General features: G+C 41.0%; 17 protein-coding genes. 14 read left to right on the top strand and 3 right to left on the bottom strand.

Translation table 11 applies throughout. The features are described from left to right. Positions 1 to 9: 9 nt before the first annotated feature. Both AC6CHU_RS02830 and rarD read left to right on the top strand, forming a co-directional pair. Positions 10 to 1,605, top strand: coding sequence for an amidohydrolase (locus tag AC6CHU_RS02830; RefSeq protein WP_251283955.1), 1,596 nt, complete (start codon positions 10 to 12; stop codon positions 1,603 to 1,605). Positions 1,606 to 1,735: 130 nt separating this feature from the next. Next, complete coding sequence (gene rarD, locus AC6CHU_RS02825; protein WP_159863437.1) at positions 1,736 to 2,668, top strand: EamA family transporter RarD; 933 nt, start codon at positions 1,736 to 1,738, stop codon at positions 2,666 to 2,668. Positions 2,669 to 2,705: 37 nt separating this feature from the next. Here rarD and AC6CHU_RS02820 read toward each other — a convergent pair whose 3' ends face one another. Further along, on the bottom strand, positions 2,706 to 3,506 hold the full coding sequence (locus AC6CHU_RS02820) for an NAD kinase (protein ID WP_251283928.1): 801 nt from the start codon (positions 3,504 to 3,506) through the stop codon (positions 2,706 to 2,708). A gap of 251 nt (positions 3,507 to 3,757) precedes the next feature. Here AC6CHU_RS02820 and sppA point away from each other — a divergent pair, with 251 nt between their 5' ends. The 9 genes from sppA (at position 3,758) to AC6CHU_RS02775 (ending at position 11,382) form a co-directional block, all read left to right on the top strand. Then, complete coding sequence (sppA, locus tag AC6CHU_RS02815; RefSeq protein ID WP_159863436.1) at positions 3,758 to 4,768, top strand: signal peptide peptidase SppA; 1,011 nt, start codon at positions 3,758 to 3,760, stop codon at positions 4,766 to 4,768. 15 nt (positions 4,769 to 4,783) lie between these two features. Further along, positions 4,784 to 5,368, top strand: a complete 585-nt coding sequence (locus AC6CHU_RS02810) for an RDD family protein (RefSeq protein WP_498119979.1) — start codon at positions 4,784 to 4,786, stop codon at positions 5,366 to 5,368. Positions 5,369 to 5,455: 87 nt separating this feature from the next. Further along, a complete protein-coding gene (locus AC6CHU_RS02805; protein WP_251283930.1) occupies positions 5,456 to 6,151 on the top strand; it encodes a DUF2953 domain-containing protein in 696 nt (231 codons plus the stop codon). Between the two features lie 17 nt (positions 6,152 to 6,168). Beyond that, positions 6,169 to 6,636, top strand: coding sequence for a GerW family sporulation protein (gene ytfJ, locus AC6CHU_RS02800; RefSeq protein ID WP_159863433.1), 468 nt, complete (start codon positions 6,169 to 6,171; stop codon positions 6,634 to 6,636). Between the two features lie 130 nt (positions 6,637 to 6,766). Continuing rightward, positions 6,767 to 7,267 carry a thiol peroxidase gene (gene tpx, locus AC6CHU_RS02795; RefSeq protein ID WP_159863432.1) on the top strand — a complete coding sequence of 167 codons (501 nt, stop codon included), beginning with the start codon at positions 6,767 to 6,769 and terminating at the stop codon, positions 7,265 to 7,267. Positions 7,268 to 7,385: 118 nt separating this feature from the next. After that, positions 7,386 to 8,369, top strand: coding sequence for a class I SAM-dependent methyltransferase (locus AC6CHU_RS02790; protein WP_159863431.1), 984 nt, complete (start codon positions 7,386 to 7,388; stop codon positions 8,367 to 8,369). A 292-nt stretch (positions 8,370 to 8,661) separates the two neighbouring features. Beyond that, complete coding sequence (locus AC6CHU_RS02785; RefSeq protein ID WP_159863430.1) at positions 8,662 to 9,849, top strand: acetate kinase; 1,188 nt, start codon at positions 8,662 to 8,664, stop codon at positions 9,847 to 9,849. 144 nt (positions 9,850 to 9,993) lie between these two features. After that, positions 9,994 to 10,833 carry an EcsC family protein gene (locus AC6CHU_RS02780; RefSeq protein WP_159863429.1) on the top strand — a complete coding sequence of 280 codons (840 nt, stop codon included), beginning with the start codon at positions 9,994 to 9,996 and terminating at the stop codon, positions 10,831 to 10,833. A 36-nt stretch (positions 10,834 to 10,869) separates the two neighbouring features. Continuing rightward, complete coding sequence (locus tag AC6CHU_RS02775; protein ID WP_498119976.1) at positions 10,870 to 11,382, top strand: MogA/MoaB family molybdenum cofactor biosynthesis protein; 513 nt, start codon at positions 10,870 to 10,872, stop codon at positions 11,380 to 11,382. Between the two features lie 36 nt (positions 11,383 to 11,418). Here the strand turns inward: AC6CHU_RS02775 and AC6CHU_RS02770 are convergent, their stop codons facing one another. Beyond that, complete coding sequence (locus AC6CHU_RS02770) at positions 11,419 to 11,733, bottom strand: hypothetical protein (protein WP_159863427.1); 315 nt, start codon at positions 11,731 to 11,733, stop codon at positions 11,419 to 11,421. Between the two features lie 241 nt (positions 11,734 to 11,974). Between AC6CHU_RS02770 and pbp4b the strand changes: the two genes are divergently transcribed. The 3 genes from pbp4b to argH all read left to right on the top strand — a co-directional run bounded on the left by pbp4b (position 11,975) and on the right by argH (position 16,153). Beyond that, on the top strand, positions 11,975 to 13,363 hold the full coding sequence (gene pbp4b, locus AC6CHU_RS02765; RefSeq protein ID WP_498119974.1) for a penicillin binding protein PBP4B: 1,389 nt from the start codon (positions 11,975 to 11,977) through the stop codon (positions 13,361 to 13,363). A gap of 190 nt (positions 13,364 to 13,553) precedes the next feature. Further along, positions 13,554 to 14,762, top strand: coding sequence for an argininosuccinate synthase (locus AC6CHU_RS02760; RefSeq protein ID WP_159863425.1), 1,209 nt, complete (start codon positions 13,554 to 13,556; stop codon positions 14,760 to 14,762). Beyond that, the gene (gene argH / locus AC6CHU_RS02755; protein WP_498119972.1) at positions 14,759 to 16,153 is read left to right on the top strand and encodes an argininosuccinate lyase; all 1,395 of its coding nucleotides are present in this window, start codon (positions 14,759 to 14,761) and stop codon (positions 16,151 to 16,153) included. The genes AC6CHU_RS02760 and argH overlap by 4 nt, the downstream gene beginning before the upstream one ends. Positions 16,154 to 16,186: 33 nt before the next feature. On the opposite strand, the gene AC6CHU_RS02750 is transcribed toward argH, so the two are convergent. Continuing rightward, complete coding sequence (locus AC6CHU_RS02750) at positions 16,187 to 16,642, bottom strand: universal stress protein (protein ID WP_159863423.1); 456 nt, start codon at positions 16,640 to 16,642, stop codon at positions 16,187 to 16,189. Positions 16,643 to 16,738: the final 96 nt, after the last annotated feature.

Here is a 16,738-nt window from a genome sequence, read left to right as displayed (position 1 = left end):
AAAAGACTTATGGGAACGCTATGGCATGGGGGGCCAATATATACCCTTCAGCAGGAAGGCCATCAGATCGAGGCCGTTTTTACAGAAGGAAGCCAGATTATTGAAATAGGTGACTTGAGAGATTTAAGGAATAAGTATAAAGAAGAAATTCAAAGGGAGATCGATCTGCAGGGCAGCACGATGCTGCCGGGATTTGTCGATAGTCATATGCATCTTATCGGTCATGGCGAAAGGCTGATCAGGCTCGATTTATCTGAGCACACATCAAAGCAGGAAGTTCTTCTGGCTGTTCAGCAATATTCAGAGACAATAGAAGAGGGAGAATGGGTCATTGGGGAAGGCTGGAATGAAAATTTATGGGATCAGCCGGAGCCTATATATGCTTCAGAGCTTGACCAGTATGTTCCCAATCATCCTGTAATGCTGAAACGTGTGTGCAGACATGCCCTTGCAGTTAATTCCCTTGGATTATCCAAGGCAAATATTACTGAAGATACTGAATGTCCTCCGGGTGGAGTAATTGAAAAAGATGAATACGGAAGACTAAATGGACTTTTAAAGGATCAGGCTCAGGATCTTTTATTTAGTGTGCTGCCTGCTGTATCAGAAGGCTATTTAAAGAAGGCGCTTCGTGCTGCCATAAATGATGCCTATAAGCTTGGATTGACAGGAGGGCATACTGAGGATCTGAATTATTATGGAGGGTTCACCCAGACCTTTCAGGCCTTCAAGCAGGTAATTGAGGAGGAAGGCCTTTCTTTCCGGGCACATTTGCTGGTTCATCATGAAGTTGCTGACGAAATGAAGGAATCAGGCGGAGGATTTTTGGCGGGAAGTAAACAAATAGAGTTTGGCGCTATGAAGATATTTGCTGATGGAGCTTTGGGGGGAAGGACGGCTTTATTAAGTCATCCTTATGCAGATGACCCAACCACTTCAGGCGTTGCTATTTACTCTCAGGAACAGCTTGATTCCTTAGTGGAGAAAGCCCGTATTCATGAAATGCCGGTTGCCATCCATACTATTGGAGATTTGGCATTTGAAATGGCATTAAATGCAATAGAAAAGCATCCATTGGAAGGTCTGGGACGAGACAGATTGATTCATGCCCAAATATTGCGTAAGGAGCTTATTGAAAGGGCTAAAAATCTGCCTTTAATCCTTGATATCCAGCCGAGATTTACAGCCTCCGATTTTCCATGGGTGATCGAGCGTATTGGTGAAGAAAATATGGAGTATTGCTACGCATGGAAGACACTGCTGAAAGAAGGGGTACATTGTGCAGGAGGCTCTGATGCACCGATTGAGCCGGCCAACCCATTTCTTGGTATTCATGCAGCTGTTACGAGAACAAATATTGATGATCCTCATAACACCGTCTATTATCCAAGTGAGGCATTATCTGTTTATGAAGCAGTATGCTTATTCACAAAGGGCAGTGCATATGCTGCCTCCCATGAAAATGATATAGGTGTCATACAAGAAGGATATCTGGCAGATTTCACTATTTTAAATGAAGATATTTTTAAAATGCCTATTGGACAAATTGCAGCCGTTACAGTAAACAAAACCGTTATTGACGGGAAAATAGTATACGAAAGATAAGTGAAAATGTCAGGTGCCTATACAATTAGGGGCCTGGCATTCTTTTTGGCAGGAAAAAAGGATTGCACTCATTATTATGGCAGACTTATAATATAAATATTTCGATACTAGAAAGAATTGAGGAACTGCAATGAAAAATAATGAAGTGCAAATGGGAGCTTTATACGCTGGGTTCGCGTACTTTTTATGGGGTATTTTACCGATTTACTGGAAGTTGGTGGACCATGTTCAGGCAGATGAAATTTTGGCTAACAGGATTTTTTGGTCATTCTTTTTTATGCTGATTATTTTAGTGGCCTCAAAAAAGTGGAATGCTTTCACTGCAACACTTAAAGGATTTAAAACTAACAAAAAGCAGCTTTTCGCCCTTGTCATTGCCTCCATTCTGATCAGCACCAACTGGTTTTTATATATTTGGGCGGTCAATACAGATCAGATGATTGAGGCAAGTCTTGGCTATTATATTAATCCGCTTGTAAGTGTGATTCTGGGCATGCTGGTATTTAAAGAGAAATTATCATTTGCTCAATATGTATCCTTTGGATTTGCGTTTGCGGGAGTTATGATTATGACTGTCAGCTACGGGCATTTCCCATGGATAGCTATTGTTCTCGCATTATCCTTTGGCCTTTACGGGCTGGCCAAAAAGCTTATAAAAGTGGATTCGGCTGTTGGCTTAACGCTGGAAACTTTAGTAGTGACTCCTATTGCATTTATTTATATGGTGATGCTTTTTATAAATGATAAGCACGCTCTTCTGCATGTTTCGCTAAGCACCGACTTGCTTCTTATCGGGGCAGGTGCAGCCACAGCTGTGCCGCTATTGTACTTTGCCAAAGGAGCTCAAAAGATACCGATGTCCATGCTTGGCTTTCTGCAGTATATTGCGCCGACCATTACGCTGATTCTGGGGATTTTCGTTTATCATGAGCACTTTACAAAACTTCACCTGCTTTCCTTTATGTTTATTTGGCTAGCTTTAACGATTTACTCTGTTTCGAGGACAAAACTTTTTGCCCATTGGGAAACAAAACTAAAGCGGGGAAAAGGTGTCGGGATATAGAAAAAAGAGTTTCGCATGGATATGCGAAACTCTTTTTTTATAAAAATGTCCTCTTAACCTTTTCCCAGTAGGAATTATCCTTCAGTTTTACGGTCTTAATGATTTTGCTGCTTAGCTTTATATCTATCTTTTCAACATGCTGAATGCTTAGTGCCTCATTGTCCATTCCCATTGTAGGATGGTCATTGCCATCTTGAACTACTTTGAGAGTCAGCTGCCGGTTTTCGCTCAGGATAAAAGAGGATCCCAGTGTACGATAGCGGTTGTTATTAAGTGAAGCGAGTTCGCTCACCTGCATGCATGGCAGAAGCGGGTCAACAACAGCCCCGTTTACAGACTTATTATATGCTGTGCTCCCGGTTGGAGTGGCAACAATCATTCCGTCGCCGCGGAAAGTTTCAAAATGAAAATCATCGATAAAGACATCGATTACCAATGTTTTAATTATGGCAGAGCGGATGCTGAATTCATTTAGGCATTGAAAGGATGTCTGGTCATCAACTGTAACATCAATAGTGGGATAACGTCTTACTTCTACCTGTTCATTTGTCATTGCCTCTACCATCTTATCTGTTTCATCGAGATGGAAATCACAGTACAGGCTAAGGCTTCCAGTCGTTGAAATTCCGGCATACAAACAGTCATCCCTATAGCCGGTTTTACGGACAGCCTGCAAAAACGTACCGTCTCCTCCAATGCTGACAATAATATTGGCTTTCTTGAAGTCATTGACGATCCTAAAGGCGTGCTCCTCAGCCAGGCTATAAAGAGGTGCTACTTTTTCCATCGTTTCTTCATCTTTTTTGTGATAAAAGTATATATTGCGTCTTTCAGGCATATTCATTCCTCCAAGCAGTAAGAAAGTTGTGAAATTTCAGAGGGGAAAATGTCTTGATGATTTTCTTTCCCAAATAATTCAAATTTTGCTATGATTATGGTTGTTGAATTCAGTTTACCTTTTTTTGAAACATTTTAAAAGTTTTATACGTATGAAGACTATGTGACAAATAGGTTTTCTGGGCAGCATAGTCAGCCAAACAAGGAGGCTGGGTATGTTAGGAGAGGGCATTTTAAAAGGAGGATTTCTTAATGAATGGGAAACGTTGGGCTGCACTGGGAATAGCAGCAGGTCTGTTTGTATTTTCCGTGGTGCTGAATTTTGTGACTGCATTTGCATTTACAGATTTGGAAAGCTCGGTAAATGAACTGTTTGCAGGAGGCAATGAAGCATTTTTGGAAGAAGTTATTGAAGAGGGAAATGCACAGAAAAAGATTGCCGTGCTGGATGTGAATGGAGTAATTCAGGATACGGGTGATGCAGCTTCTTTATTTGCAAGCCCGGGATATAATCATAAAGGATTCATGGATAATCTTGATTATGTAAAAGAAGACAGCACAGTAAAGGCGATTGTTATTAAGGTTAATTCCCCAGGAGGAGGGGTAGTTGAAAGCGCTGAAATACATGATAAAATCACTGAAATACAAAAAGAGACAAAGAAGCCCGTATACATATCAATGGGATCAATGGCTGCATCAGGAGGTTATTATATATCCGCTCCGGCTGACAAGATTTTTGCCAGTCCCGAGACATTAACCGGTTCTCTGGGTGTCATTATGCAGGGCTATAATTATGCGGGGCTTGCTGAAAAATATGGTGTCGAGTTTGTAACGATTAAGAGCGGTCCATATAAAGATATTATGAGTCCTACCAGGGAGATGACGGACGAGGAAAGAAAGATCCTTCAATCCATGATTAATAATTCATATGACGGATTTGTTAAAGTTATTGCGGAAGGCCGCGGATTAACCGAGGCACAGGTGAAGGAAATTGCGGATGGCCGAATTTATGACGGGCGGCAGGCTAAAGAACTGAATCTGATTGATGGTTTTGGCTATGATGATGATGTTATTGAACAATTAAAGAAAGACCATAAATTAAATGGTGCACAGGTTGTAAAGTATACTGAGAATTTCGGGTTCGGCTCCATGTTCAGCATGGGAGCGCGAAAAATCATGGGTGATGACCTGGAAATGGCAGGAGTAATGAAGCTGTTATCACAGCCAAACTCACCGCGTTTAATGTATCTTTATGCTGAATAGGGAGGGGGAGAAAAGATGACTTCAAATGATTCTAATGAAAGAGAACTTGCCCATCCTGATGTAAGGCAGGATGAAGGCGGGATCGAGTCAGCTATTGCTGATGCAGATTCGGCAGGCAAGGAAACGGTCACACAGGCAGAAACCCTCCCCATTCAAAAGGCTACGGCACCCATCAGGTTAGCCGGTTTCTGGATGAGATTTTGGGCTTATCTATTAGATTTAGTTGTAGTTGGCAGTGTAGACCGGATATTAATCAATCCAATTTTTAGAGCATTGGATATTCCTTTGCATGAAAGCAATTTGTTTTCACCGATTTCCATAGCAACGGCCATTACGTTTTATGCCTATTTTGTGCTGATGACAAAGTTTTTTGGCCAGACGCTCGGGAAAATGGTATTCGGTTTAAGAGTAGTAGATCTTAAAGGAGAAAAGCTGACCTGGGGCACCATTTTGTTCCGTGAATGGATCGGCCGTTTTATATCAGCGACCATTTTTATCGGCTATGTGATTATAGCCTTCCTGCCGAAAAAACAGGGACTTCATGATCTTTTTGCTGATACCACTGTTGTTCATGAAAGGCAAAATGAACAAGTCATTTAATGGAGAATTTGAAGCCTGTCACCGCCTGGTGGCAGGTTTATTTTTTTTCAGATGGGCATAATACAAAGCTGAAAGGGTGTGAAAAAAATGAAGTGGATCCTGATTGCTGCAATTGCCCTTATACTTCTTTTAATTCTAATTATGATAACAAAACTAAAGATATATTTTCATTTTTACCATGGAAATGATAACGATCATCTAAAAATACAATTGAAAGCCTGGTTCGGACTGATCCGATACAAAATTGAAGTCCCGCTGATAAAGGTTGATGATAACTCGCCAACGGTTGTCGTAAAGGAAAAGACGGCTGCAGGGCCACAGGAAGATTCATCTGGCAAGGATACAAAGCAATTCTCACCGACTGACCTTATTAATAGTTTACATGACACGAAAGCTATTATTAATCATATCGTCTCTCTCCACAAAATAATCCGGAAATTTCTAAAGCGTGTAACTATCCGGAATCTTGAATGGCATACTTTTGCAGGCCTTGGGGATGCTGCCCATACGGGGATGATCACCGGGGCTCTCTGGGCGATAAAAGGGAGCATTATTGGATTAATCAGTCATTATATGAAACTGAAAACGCCTCCCAGCATCACTGTTACTCCCCATTTTCAATTTTCCGTTTCGCAAACAGCCATTTCATGTATGATTCATTTTCGTGTCGGGCATGCTATGTTAGCAGGAATTAAACTGATCAAATATTGGAAAGGCGGACGGCCGGACTTTAGGGCGAAGCCGCTTTCTGCCTTATCTGATGATGGTACTCAAACTGTCTAATAGAGGAGGAGCAATGAATGTCTGACCATCCAATTCAAGGGCTTATGACAACTGCCATGGAAAATCTGAAAGAGATGATTGATGTTAACACCATAATCGGGGATCCTGTAGAAACCCCTGATGGCAGTGTGATTTTAACTGTTTCAAAGGTAGGCTTTGGCTTTGCAGCCGGAGGAAGCGAATTTATGCTTGATGGACAATCAGCCGAGGAAAAGGGCCATCCATTTGGCGGAGGTAGCGGAGGCGGTGTCTCCATTACTCCAATCGCCTTTTTGATTGTCAATTCCCACGGGGTGAAAATGGTTCACCTTGATGAAAGCACTCATTTGTATGAGAAAATACTTGACCTTGCCCCGCAGGCAGTCGATAAAATTCAGCAGATGTTTAATAATAAGAAAGAAACCGGTTCCGGCAGCCAGCAAGGCCAGAACCATCAAGAAAACAAAGATGAGTATAGCGGATCAAAGCAGGATCTGGATATCTGAGAGAATAAGGAAGTTAACTTTCCTATGGAGAGTTAACTTTTTTCTTGGAAAGTATCCTTAATAATTGCAAAAAAGATTCTGAAAAGATATGATTTACACTGTACATAAGTGATTAAGGAGGACGATTTAAATGGCATCTATTACATTCAAAGGAAATCCTGTAACATTGCTGGGCAATGAAGTAAAAGTAGGAGATAAAGCGCCTGAATTCAAGGTTCTGGCTAATGATCTTTCTGAAGTTACACTTGCTGACTCTAAAGGGCAGGTACGTCTAATCAGCGTAGTACCTTCTATCGACACGGGCGTTTGTGATGCACAGACACGCCGTTTTAACGAAGAAGCTTCCAAGCTTGATAATGTTAAAATTCTTACTGTAAGCGTAGATCTTCCGTTTGCTCAAAAACGCTGGTGTGCAGCTGCAGGCATAGAAAATGTTCAAACTGTTTCCGATCACCGTGACCTGTCTTTCGGAGAAGCTTATGGGGTAGCCATCCAGGAACTTCGTCTATTGGCTCGTGCTGTTTTTGTTGTCGATTCAAATGACACTGTGACATATGCGGAATATGTTAGTGAAGCAACTGACCATCCTGACTATGAAGCAGCAGTGGAAGCAGCTAAACAAGCGAAATAAATTGGAGGCTCCGGATTCGTTCCGGAGCTTTTATTTTTTTGTTCATCAGCACCAAACTTGTGAATGAACCAAAAGCCCGTTAAAATAGGAAAAAGAATAAGGACGGGAGGAATATGCTGTGAAAATAACTCCGGTTGAGGAATTATTTACGATTTTAAATGAAACGGCTGTAATTATGCAGGAAGAACTGCATTGTACATACTTAGAAGCTCTTGCTGAAACAGGAGAGAATTTATTTCATGAAAGCATTCTTCAGGATGAGCTAAGTGAATTAACCATTAAGAGGCTCAGGAAGAGTTACGAATCCATTGACTTAAACAGCTGCTCAAAAGAAGAAATTAGAAATTCTTTTCAGCTTGCTATATTAAAGGGCATGAAAGAGAATGTGCAGCCTAATCATCAAATGACTCCTGATGCTGTGGGAATGCTGATGGGGTATCTTGTTGAAAAATTCATTCAGGAAAAGAGTTTCCGCCTGCTTGATCCTGCAGTAGGAACAGGAAACTTATTGACTACTGTTATGAATCACCAAAGCGGTAAATTGATTGAGGCAACCGGGATTGAAATTGATGACTTATTGATCAAGCTGGCTTACATTAATGCCAATTTACAGGAGCATCCTATTCAATTTTTCAACCAGGATAGCCTTGAACCGCTCTTTATTGAATCTGCCGATGCTGTAGTAAGTGATTTGCCTGTCGGGTATTATCCGAATGATGTCCGTTCTGCCGAGTATAAGCTTAAAGCGGATGAGGGGCATTCCTATTCCCATCACTTATTTATTGAGCAGAGCATGAATCATGTGAAATCTGGAGGATATTTATTTTTTATCATTCCAAATGGTATGTTCGAAAGTGATCAGGCTCCTAAGCTGCATGAATATATTAAGGAAAATGCCTACATCCAAGGATTGATACAGCTGCCGCTCACCATGTTCAAAAATGAAAAAGCAGCCAAAAGCATCTTCATCCTTCAGAAGAAAGGGGAAGGAGTCACTCCCCCTAAGCAGGCTCTCCTGGTCAACTTGCCAAGCTTATCTAAAACAGCAGAAACCGAAAAAATCCTCAGAAAAATTGATGGATGGTTTAAAGAAAGCAAATAAGGATAAACGAAAAAGAAGCTGAGCATTTGCCGGCTTCTTTTTTTAATGAATCAATTTAATGAAGTGTCAGAAAACACTTAATTTAGCATGAAAACGATACCATTGCAAGGTGATTCTTGAAATGTTTTGCTTACAGTGTTTAAATGGAAAATTGAGAGATATTAAGTGTGTCCGATGCACAAAATAAAGTTGTATTACTTTGTTTCGCAGTATCACACATTGTTATATAAAAGTATGGGTTTTAGGTGACAGATCAGTCCCCTTGAACATCTTCTAAAGGAGCGGTAGCTTTATGGCAAAAATCATTGCAATTAACGCCGGCAGTTCATCATTAAAATTTCAGTTATTTGACATGCCGAGTGAAGAGGTTATTACAAAAGGCTTAATAGAGCGTATTGGGCTGGATAATGCAGTCTTCAATATTTCTGTAAATAACGAAAAAATTAAGGAAGTAACAGATATACCAGATCATGCAGTAGCTGTTAAAATCCTTTTAGAAAAATTAACAAATCTGGGGATCATTAAATCTCTTAATGAAATCGAAGGTATTGGCCACCGTGTTGTTCACGGCGGTGAAGCGTTTAATGATTCTGCGGTTATTACAGATGAAGTGCTTGCAAAAATAGATGAACTATCTGAGCTTGCACCTCTTCACAACCCAGCTAATATTACGGGAATTAAGGCGTTCCAGCAGGTCCTTCCAAATGTGCCTGCAGTGGCAGTATTTGATACTGCGTTCCACCAGACGATGCCGGAAAGCTCTTTCCTATATAGCTTGCCATATGAATATTATGAGAAGTATGGCATCCGCAAGTATGGCTTCCATGGAACTTCACATAAATATGTTTCAGAGCGTGCAGCGGAAATGCTCGGCCGTCCACTTGAGCAGCTTCGCCTGATCTCCTGCCACTTAGGAAATGGAGCCAGTATTACAGCGATTGAAGGCGGAAAGTCAATCGATACTTCAATGGGCTTCACTCCGTTAGCAGGTGTTACAATGGGTACGCGTTCAGGTAACATTGACCCTGCACTTATTCCATTCATAATGGAAAAGACGGGCAAGAATGCAGATGAAGTTCTTGATGTGCTAAATAAAAAGAGCGGTATGCTTGGTGTTTCCGGCTTCTCCAGTGACCTTCGGGACATTGAAATTCAAGCTGTCGAAGGAAATGAAAGAGCAGAATTGGCTCTTGAAGTATTCGCAAACAGAATCCATAAATATATCGGATCTTATGCTTCCCGCATGTATGGCGTAGACGCGATCATTTTCACAGCTGGAATCGGTGAAAACAGTGATGTTATTCGTGAACGAGTTCTTCAGGGGCTGGAATTCATGGGCGTATACTGGGATCCTGCATTAAACAAAGTGCGCGGTGAAGAAGCATTCATCAACTACCCTCACTCACCAGTTAAAGTCATGATTATCCCGACAAATGAGGAAGTTATGATTGCACGTGATGTTGTGAGATTAGCTAAATAACATTCAAGATAGGCAAGGGCTTTATAAGCTCTTGTCTTTTTTGTTGTTTGGGAATGAAAATTCACAATCAGACAGAAGGAGAATTTTCCATCTGAATTATGCTATACTGAGTCAAAGAAAAAATGTTTTTTGGGAGGAATTGCGATGCCATTGAACGAACGGGAAGAAAGCGTTTTGGCAGGTATTCAGGAGTGGGAAAATACCCTGCTGAGTTATGAGCCCAATGATTTGGAGATGGTTTATGATAAATCATTGGAAAGGTCTTTTTCACTATTGCCTGAAGAAGTTCAGCATCAATTTTTTTCGGCAATGGATAGCTGGCTGTTTCATCTTCATGCGCTTATTCAAGGTTCACAGCTTCAAATGGATGCGAAAGAGCGAATATTGACCGCAGGCCGTGTATTTCATTCTGATATCGAGACGATTGAAGATCTTAAAAAGCTAAATATCGACCAGCTTCAATACATAGCTCAACAGCAGATTGCCCGCCATCGGCTTTATTCGTTTGCACAGGGCGGCATTGCAGGTTCTGGCAGCTCACTCATGCTGGGTGCAGATATTCCTGCTATGGCAGTTATTAATCTTCGTGCCGTACAGCTGATTGCCATGACCTATGGCATTGAAGTCAATACTCCATTTGAAATGATGAGTTCTCTTAAGGTTTTTCATGCTGCCACATTACCGGCTCGCATGCAGAGCAGTGCATGGCAAGAATTAATGGACGAGCTGAAGAACCAGGAAGAATTTTATTTTTATGAAGGAAAAGAAGAATTGACTGATATTACCTGGATTGAGCAGCCAATGAAGCAGCTTTTTAAAGGAATGGCAATTTATTTTTTCCGCAGAAAATCTATTCAGGGAATACCTTTCATCAGCATGGCCATAGGGGCAGGGACTAATTACCAGCTGACAAGAAAAGTAACAGAATTTGCCCATAAATATTATCAGATGAGATATCTGAAAACTAAGAATGATCAGCAGTAAACCGAGGAATGATTTTTCAAAGAAAGGTGGTGCCAAGTGAGTACATTAGAGCATAAAAAAGAAGCGACAAAAAAAGTCAGGTGCAAAGTGATCACCGTAAGTGATACGCGAGATGAAGAAACGGATAAAAGCGGAAAACTGATGATTCAGCTGCTCGAAGAGGCAGGACATAATATAGCTGACTATGAAATCGTCAAGGATGAAGGAACTCTCATTCGTGAGGCCGTATTAAAAGGATGCGAAAACCCCGGTATTGATGCTGTTCTAACAAATGGAGGCACTGGTATTGCTCTCCGGGATGTTACGATTGAGACGGTTAGAGAATTATTTGATAAAGAAATCAATGGATTTGGCGAATTGTTCAGAATGCTGAGCTACACGGAAGATATTGGTTCAGCGGCCATTCTATCGCGGGCAGCTGCAGGGACAGTTAGAAATAAAGCCGTTTTTTCAACTCCTGGATCATCAGGGGCAGTTCGGCTGGCCATGAATAAGCTGATTCTGCCAGAACTCGGGCATATCGTCAGGGAACTTAGAAAAGATTTATAAGAGGCAAAAAACCTTTCCGCCGCGGAAAGGTTTTTCTTATGAATGCATCTTTCCTGTAATATCCTGATTTGTTCGGTACCAAAGCCACAAATCATTAATGATGGATGCCAGTTCTGAAATTTCGCTGTTGAGTCTGCATGATTTTTCAAAATTCCCCTCATCTGAAAGCTCGGCCTGTTTCCTGTTAATATCCGCTTCAAGCTCGGCAATGCGGTCAGGAATCCTGCCTCTTATCTTTTCCCATTGAAACAGGATCATCTGCTGTGTTCTGTGTGAGTATTCATCCCATTCCCTGTCAAAGCTGGGAATAGCAATTCCAAGCCGGCTGTTATGTGAAAAATGCTCCTCCATTATGAATCCCCCAAATGATAATCTTGCTTTTATTTTACTATAAAGGTGTTTGCTATGCATGGATGTTTTAGTATTCATTCATTTTCTGCAGATACTACTATGGAACTAATATGAAGATAAAAGAACTTGGTTCACAAGAACTGATTTAATAGAAAGGCTAAGGTATTGGTTTACAGCTTTAATAAATATAGAATAGTATATTGACTATTGAGAATATTAAAACAAATACAAGGAGGAGAATATGAAAAGATTTATAACACAATTGACAGTTTTAGCTATAGTGCTGGGTTTGCTGCTGCAATACCCCGCTGCAGCTCTGGGAGAAGAAGTGGGCAGAACAGGAAGCAGCTTAGAAGAGCAAGGATTTACACATAAGAAACCAATAAAATATCCAATCCTATCAAAAGCAAAGCGCCCCGAGGATGCAGGCTTTTCTTCCAGAAAACTCAAAGAGGTTGATAAGCTGATCGAGGGAGAAATAGAAGCTGGTTTTCCGGGAGCAGTTTTAGTCGTAATTAAAGATGGCAAGATTGTTAAAAACTCCGCATATGGTTCAGCCAAGGTCTTTGATGGTTCTAATCCTTTAAATCATCTGCAGAAAATGAAAACAAAAACCATGTTTGATCTAGCATCAAACACGAAAATGTATGCCGTTAATTTTTCACTGCAGCATCTTGTCAGTGAAGGAAAGATCAATCTTGAAGAAAAAATTCAGCACTATTTTCCTGAATTTAAAGATTCTGCGGACGATGAAATAAAAGGGAAAGCGGAGCTCCGGATAATCGACCTGCTTCATCATACTGCCGGATTTCCTTCAAGCGTCCATTATCATAATCCTGAAAGGGCGGGAGAATTATATTCCCAGGAACGAAGTAAAACCCTTTCCATGATTTTGAAAACTCCCCTTGAGTATGAACCTGGCACCAAACAGGTATACAGTGACATTGACTATATGCTCCTTGGATTTATTATTGAAAAAATTACTGGAGAGCAGCTTGACGATTATACTGAAAATCATATTTATAAGCCATTGGGATTAAAGCATACCTTATTTAATCCGCTCCGCAAAGGATTCAAGAAAAAGGATTTTGCTGCAACTGAATTGCACGGCAACACTAGAGATGGAGTTATTTCGTTCCCTAATATCCGGACCTATACTCTCCAAGGAGAGGTTCATGATGAAAAGTCCTTTTATTCAATGGATGGAATATCCGGTCATGCAGGCCTCTTTTCCACCACTTCAGATCTTGCTGTCCTGATGCAGGTAATGCTTAATGATGGGGGCTATGGAAATATAAAATTATTTGATAAACAGACCATTGATAAATTTGTAGAACCTTATGATATGAATCCTACATATGGGTTAGGATGGCGTTTGAACGGTGATTCAAGCATGGAGTGGATGTTCAGCGAGTATGCAGGGAAAAATGTATTTGGGCATACCGGCTGGACTGGAACAGTAACGGTGATAGACAGAGAAAATAATTTAGCAGTTGCTCTGCTGACAAATAAAAAACATTCTCCTGTTATCGATCCAACAAAAGATCCGCATAAGTTTCAAGGTGACACATACAGCATCAGTCAATATGGAAGTGTGATTTCAGCAGTTTATGAGGCATTAAAACACTAAACAATACTGCAGGCAAAAGCCAATAAAGGGCTTTTGCTTTTTTATTTGAAAAATAATATTTATTTTTATACATTTTTAAGAATAAGTATTGATTTTTAAAGAAAAGGTTGTTAAAGTAAGAGAATAATAAATGAATAAAAACATAATTTAATTGTATATTTATACGTAAAATCTAAGGAGGAAATATAAAATGTCACAAAATAAAGTTGTACTTGCATACTCAGGCGGATTGGATACATCTGTTGCGATTAAATGGCTTCAGGATCAAGGTTATGCTGTTGTTGCCTGCTGCCTTGATGTTGGCGAAGGAAAAGATCTGAACTTTATCCAGAAAAAAGCTTTGACGGTTGGAGCAGTCCAATCGTATGTGATTGATGCAAAAGAGGAATTTGCTAATGAATATGCATTGCTGGCACTTCAGGCACATGCATTATATGAAAATAAGTATCCACTAATCTCTGCTCTTTCACGTCCGCTGATCGCCAAAAAGCTTGTTGAAGTAGCAGAAAAAGAAGGCGCAGTAGCAGTAGCACATGGATGTACCGGCAAAGGAAATGACCAGGTTCGTTTTGAAGTGGCAATTCAGGCTCTTAACCCGGATCTCCAGGTGCTAGCACCTGTTCGTGAGTGGAGCTGGTCACGTGAGGAAGAAATTGAATATGCAAAACAAAATAATATTCCTATTCCAATTAACTTAAATTCTCCATACAGCATTGATCAAAACTTATGGGGAAGAAGCAATGAGTGTGGAGTCCTGGAAGATCCATGGGCTGCTCCTCCGGAAGATGCATACGATCTTACTGCTTCACTTGAAAAAGCTCCTGATACACCTGATACAATTGAAATCGGTTTTGAAAAGGGTGTGCCAGTCAGCTTAAATGGCAAAGGCATGAAGCTTTCCGAGCTAATTGCTGAATTGAATGAGCTTGCAGGCAAGCATGGGGTTGGACGTATCGACCATGTTGAAAACCGCCTTGTCGGCATAAAATCCCGTGAGGTGTATGAGTGTCCGGGTGCGATTACACTCCTGAAAGCCCATAAAGAGCTTGAGGACTTAACGATGGTAAAAGAAATGGCCCACTTTAAACCGGTCATTGAGAAAAAAGTGGCTGAGCTTATCTATGAAGGATTGTGGTTCTCCCAGCTTAACAATGCGTTAACAGCTTTCCTAAAAGAAACACAAGCATTTGTAACAGGGACAGTAAGAGTAAAGCTGTTTAAAGGCCATGCAATTGTTGAGGGAAGAAAATCCCCTTATTCCCTGTACGATGAAAAATTAGCAACCTATACTTCAGATGATGAATTTGACCACAATGCAGCAGTTGGCTTTATTAAGCTGTGGGGCTTGCCGACAAAAGTGCAGAGCATTGTTCAAAACAGCAAGAAGGTGACAGTGTGAAAAAACTGTGGGGAGGCAGATTTACAAAATCTGCTGAAGAATGGGTAGATGAATTCGGAGCATCGATTTCATTTGACCAGGAATTGGTTATGGAAGATATCGAAGGAAGCATGGCCCACGTTTCCATGCTTTCTAAAACAGGAATTATTACTGAGGGCGAAGCAGAAAAAATCAAAGCTGGCCTTCAGCAGCTTAAAGCGAAGGCTGAAAAGGATGAACTCACTTACTCAGTAAAACTTGAAGATATTCATTTAAATCTTGAGAGCCATTTGACTGAACTGACAGGACCTGTCGGCGGCAAACTTCATACAGCAAGAAGCCGAAATGACCAGGTGGCGACAGATATGCATTTATATCTCCGCAAGCAGGTGGAGCAGATTGTTGAGTTGATTCAGGAAATGCAGGAAGAGTTAGTCATCCAGGCTGAAAAAAATGTGGAAACCATTATGCCTGGCTATACTCATCTGCAGAGGGCCCAGCCGATCTCCTTCGGCCACCATCTGATGGCTTATTTTTGGATGCTTGAGAGGGACAAGGAGCGCTTTACTGAAAGTCTAAAGAGAATCAACATATCACCTCTTGGAGCGGGGGCGCTGGCTGGCACTACTTTCCCGATTGACCGTGAGTATACGGCTGAACTTCTCGGGTTTGAAGGCATCTATGAGAACAGCCTGGATGCAGTTAGTGACAGAGACTTTATTCTTGAGTTTTTATCCTCAAGTTCAATCCTGATGATGCATCTGTCACGTTTAAGTGAAGAGTTCATTCTCTGGTCAAGCCAGGAATTTCAATTCATTGAGCTCGATGACAGCTTTGCAACAGGCTCGAGCATCATGCCGCAGAAGAAAAACCCCGACATGGCTGAGCTCATTCGCGGAAAAACAGGGCGAGTATATGGAAACCTTGTGGGTCTTCTAACAGTATTGAAAGGCCTGCCCCTTGCCTATAACAAAGATATGCAGGAAGATAAAGAAGGAATGTTTGATACTGTAAAGACAGTCACAGGTTCACTTAAGATTTTTGCGGGTATGATCCGCACCATGAAGGTGAAAACCGGGCAGATGGAAAAAGCGACTAAAAATGATTTTTCCAATGCAACTGAACTGGCAGATTATCTATCTGATAAAGGCATTCCTTTCAGAGAAGCACATGAGATTGTCGGGAAACTGGTTCTTGTCTGTGTACAAAAGGGATGCTTCCTTGGAGATTTGCCGCTTGATGATTTCAAGAATGCACATGGATTGTTCGAAGAAGATATTTATGAGGTGCTGGATCCATACACAGCTGTTAAAAGAAGAAATAGTGCAGGCGGAACCGGATTCAAACAAGTAAGCATCGCGATAGATAAAGCGAAGAAATACCTTGGAACTAAAGAGTTTGCCAATAAATAAAAAATGGCGCTGCCTGCTGCAGCGCCATTTTTTCTATTCTTCATCTTCTTTATCCGTTCTAACTACGAGAACATCACAGCGGGCATAACGGGTAATATGTTCAGATACACTGCCAATGATGAAACGTTCAACCGCGTTCATGCCTGTTGCCCCGCAAATGATCAGGTCCACGTTGTGCTTTCTGGCAATATCTTTTGGAACTTTCACTTTTGGTGAACCATAATCGACTTCATATGTCACATTTTCGATACCTGCATCCACTGCTGTCTTTTTGTATTTTTCCATTAATTCTGTTGCAAAACGGTCAGCTCTTTCGGCAATCGTGCGGTCATAGGCTTCGACAGTGGCGAACGTGCGGGTATCAATGATATGTGCCAATACCATAGAAGCATTATTGCGCTTGGCAATTTCAATTGCTTTTTTAAATGCCCATTCTGCTTCAGTTGAACCATCAACAGCGACTAATATGTTCTTATATTTCATGCCCACTTGAATCTCCTCCTTTACCTATATTATACATTTGTAAAAATTGAATATCTGTAGCAGAAAATCGAACAATAGTAAGGCTGATAAATTTTTTGGAAA

The sequence above is a fragment of the Cytobacillus sp. GQ23 genome, assembly GCF_059758675.1.
Note: the sequence above shows the minus strand (reverse complement) of the source record. Positions and strands in the feature narration are given on the sequence as shown.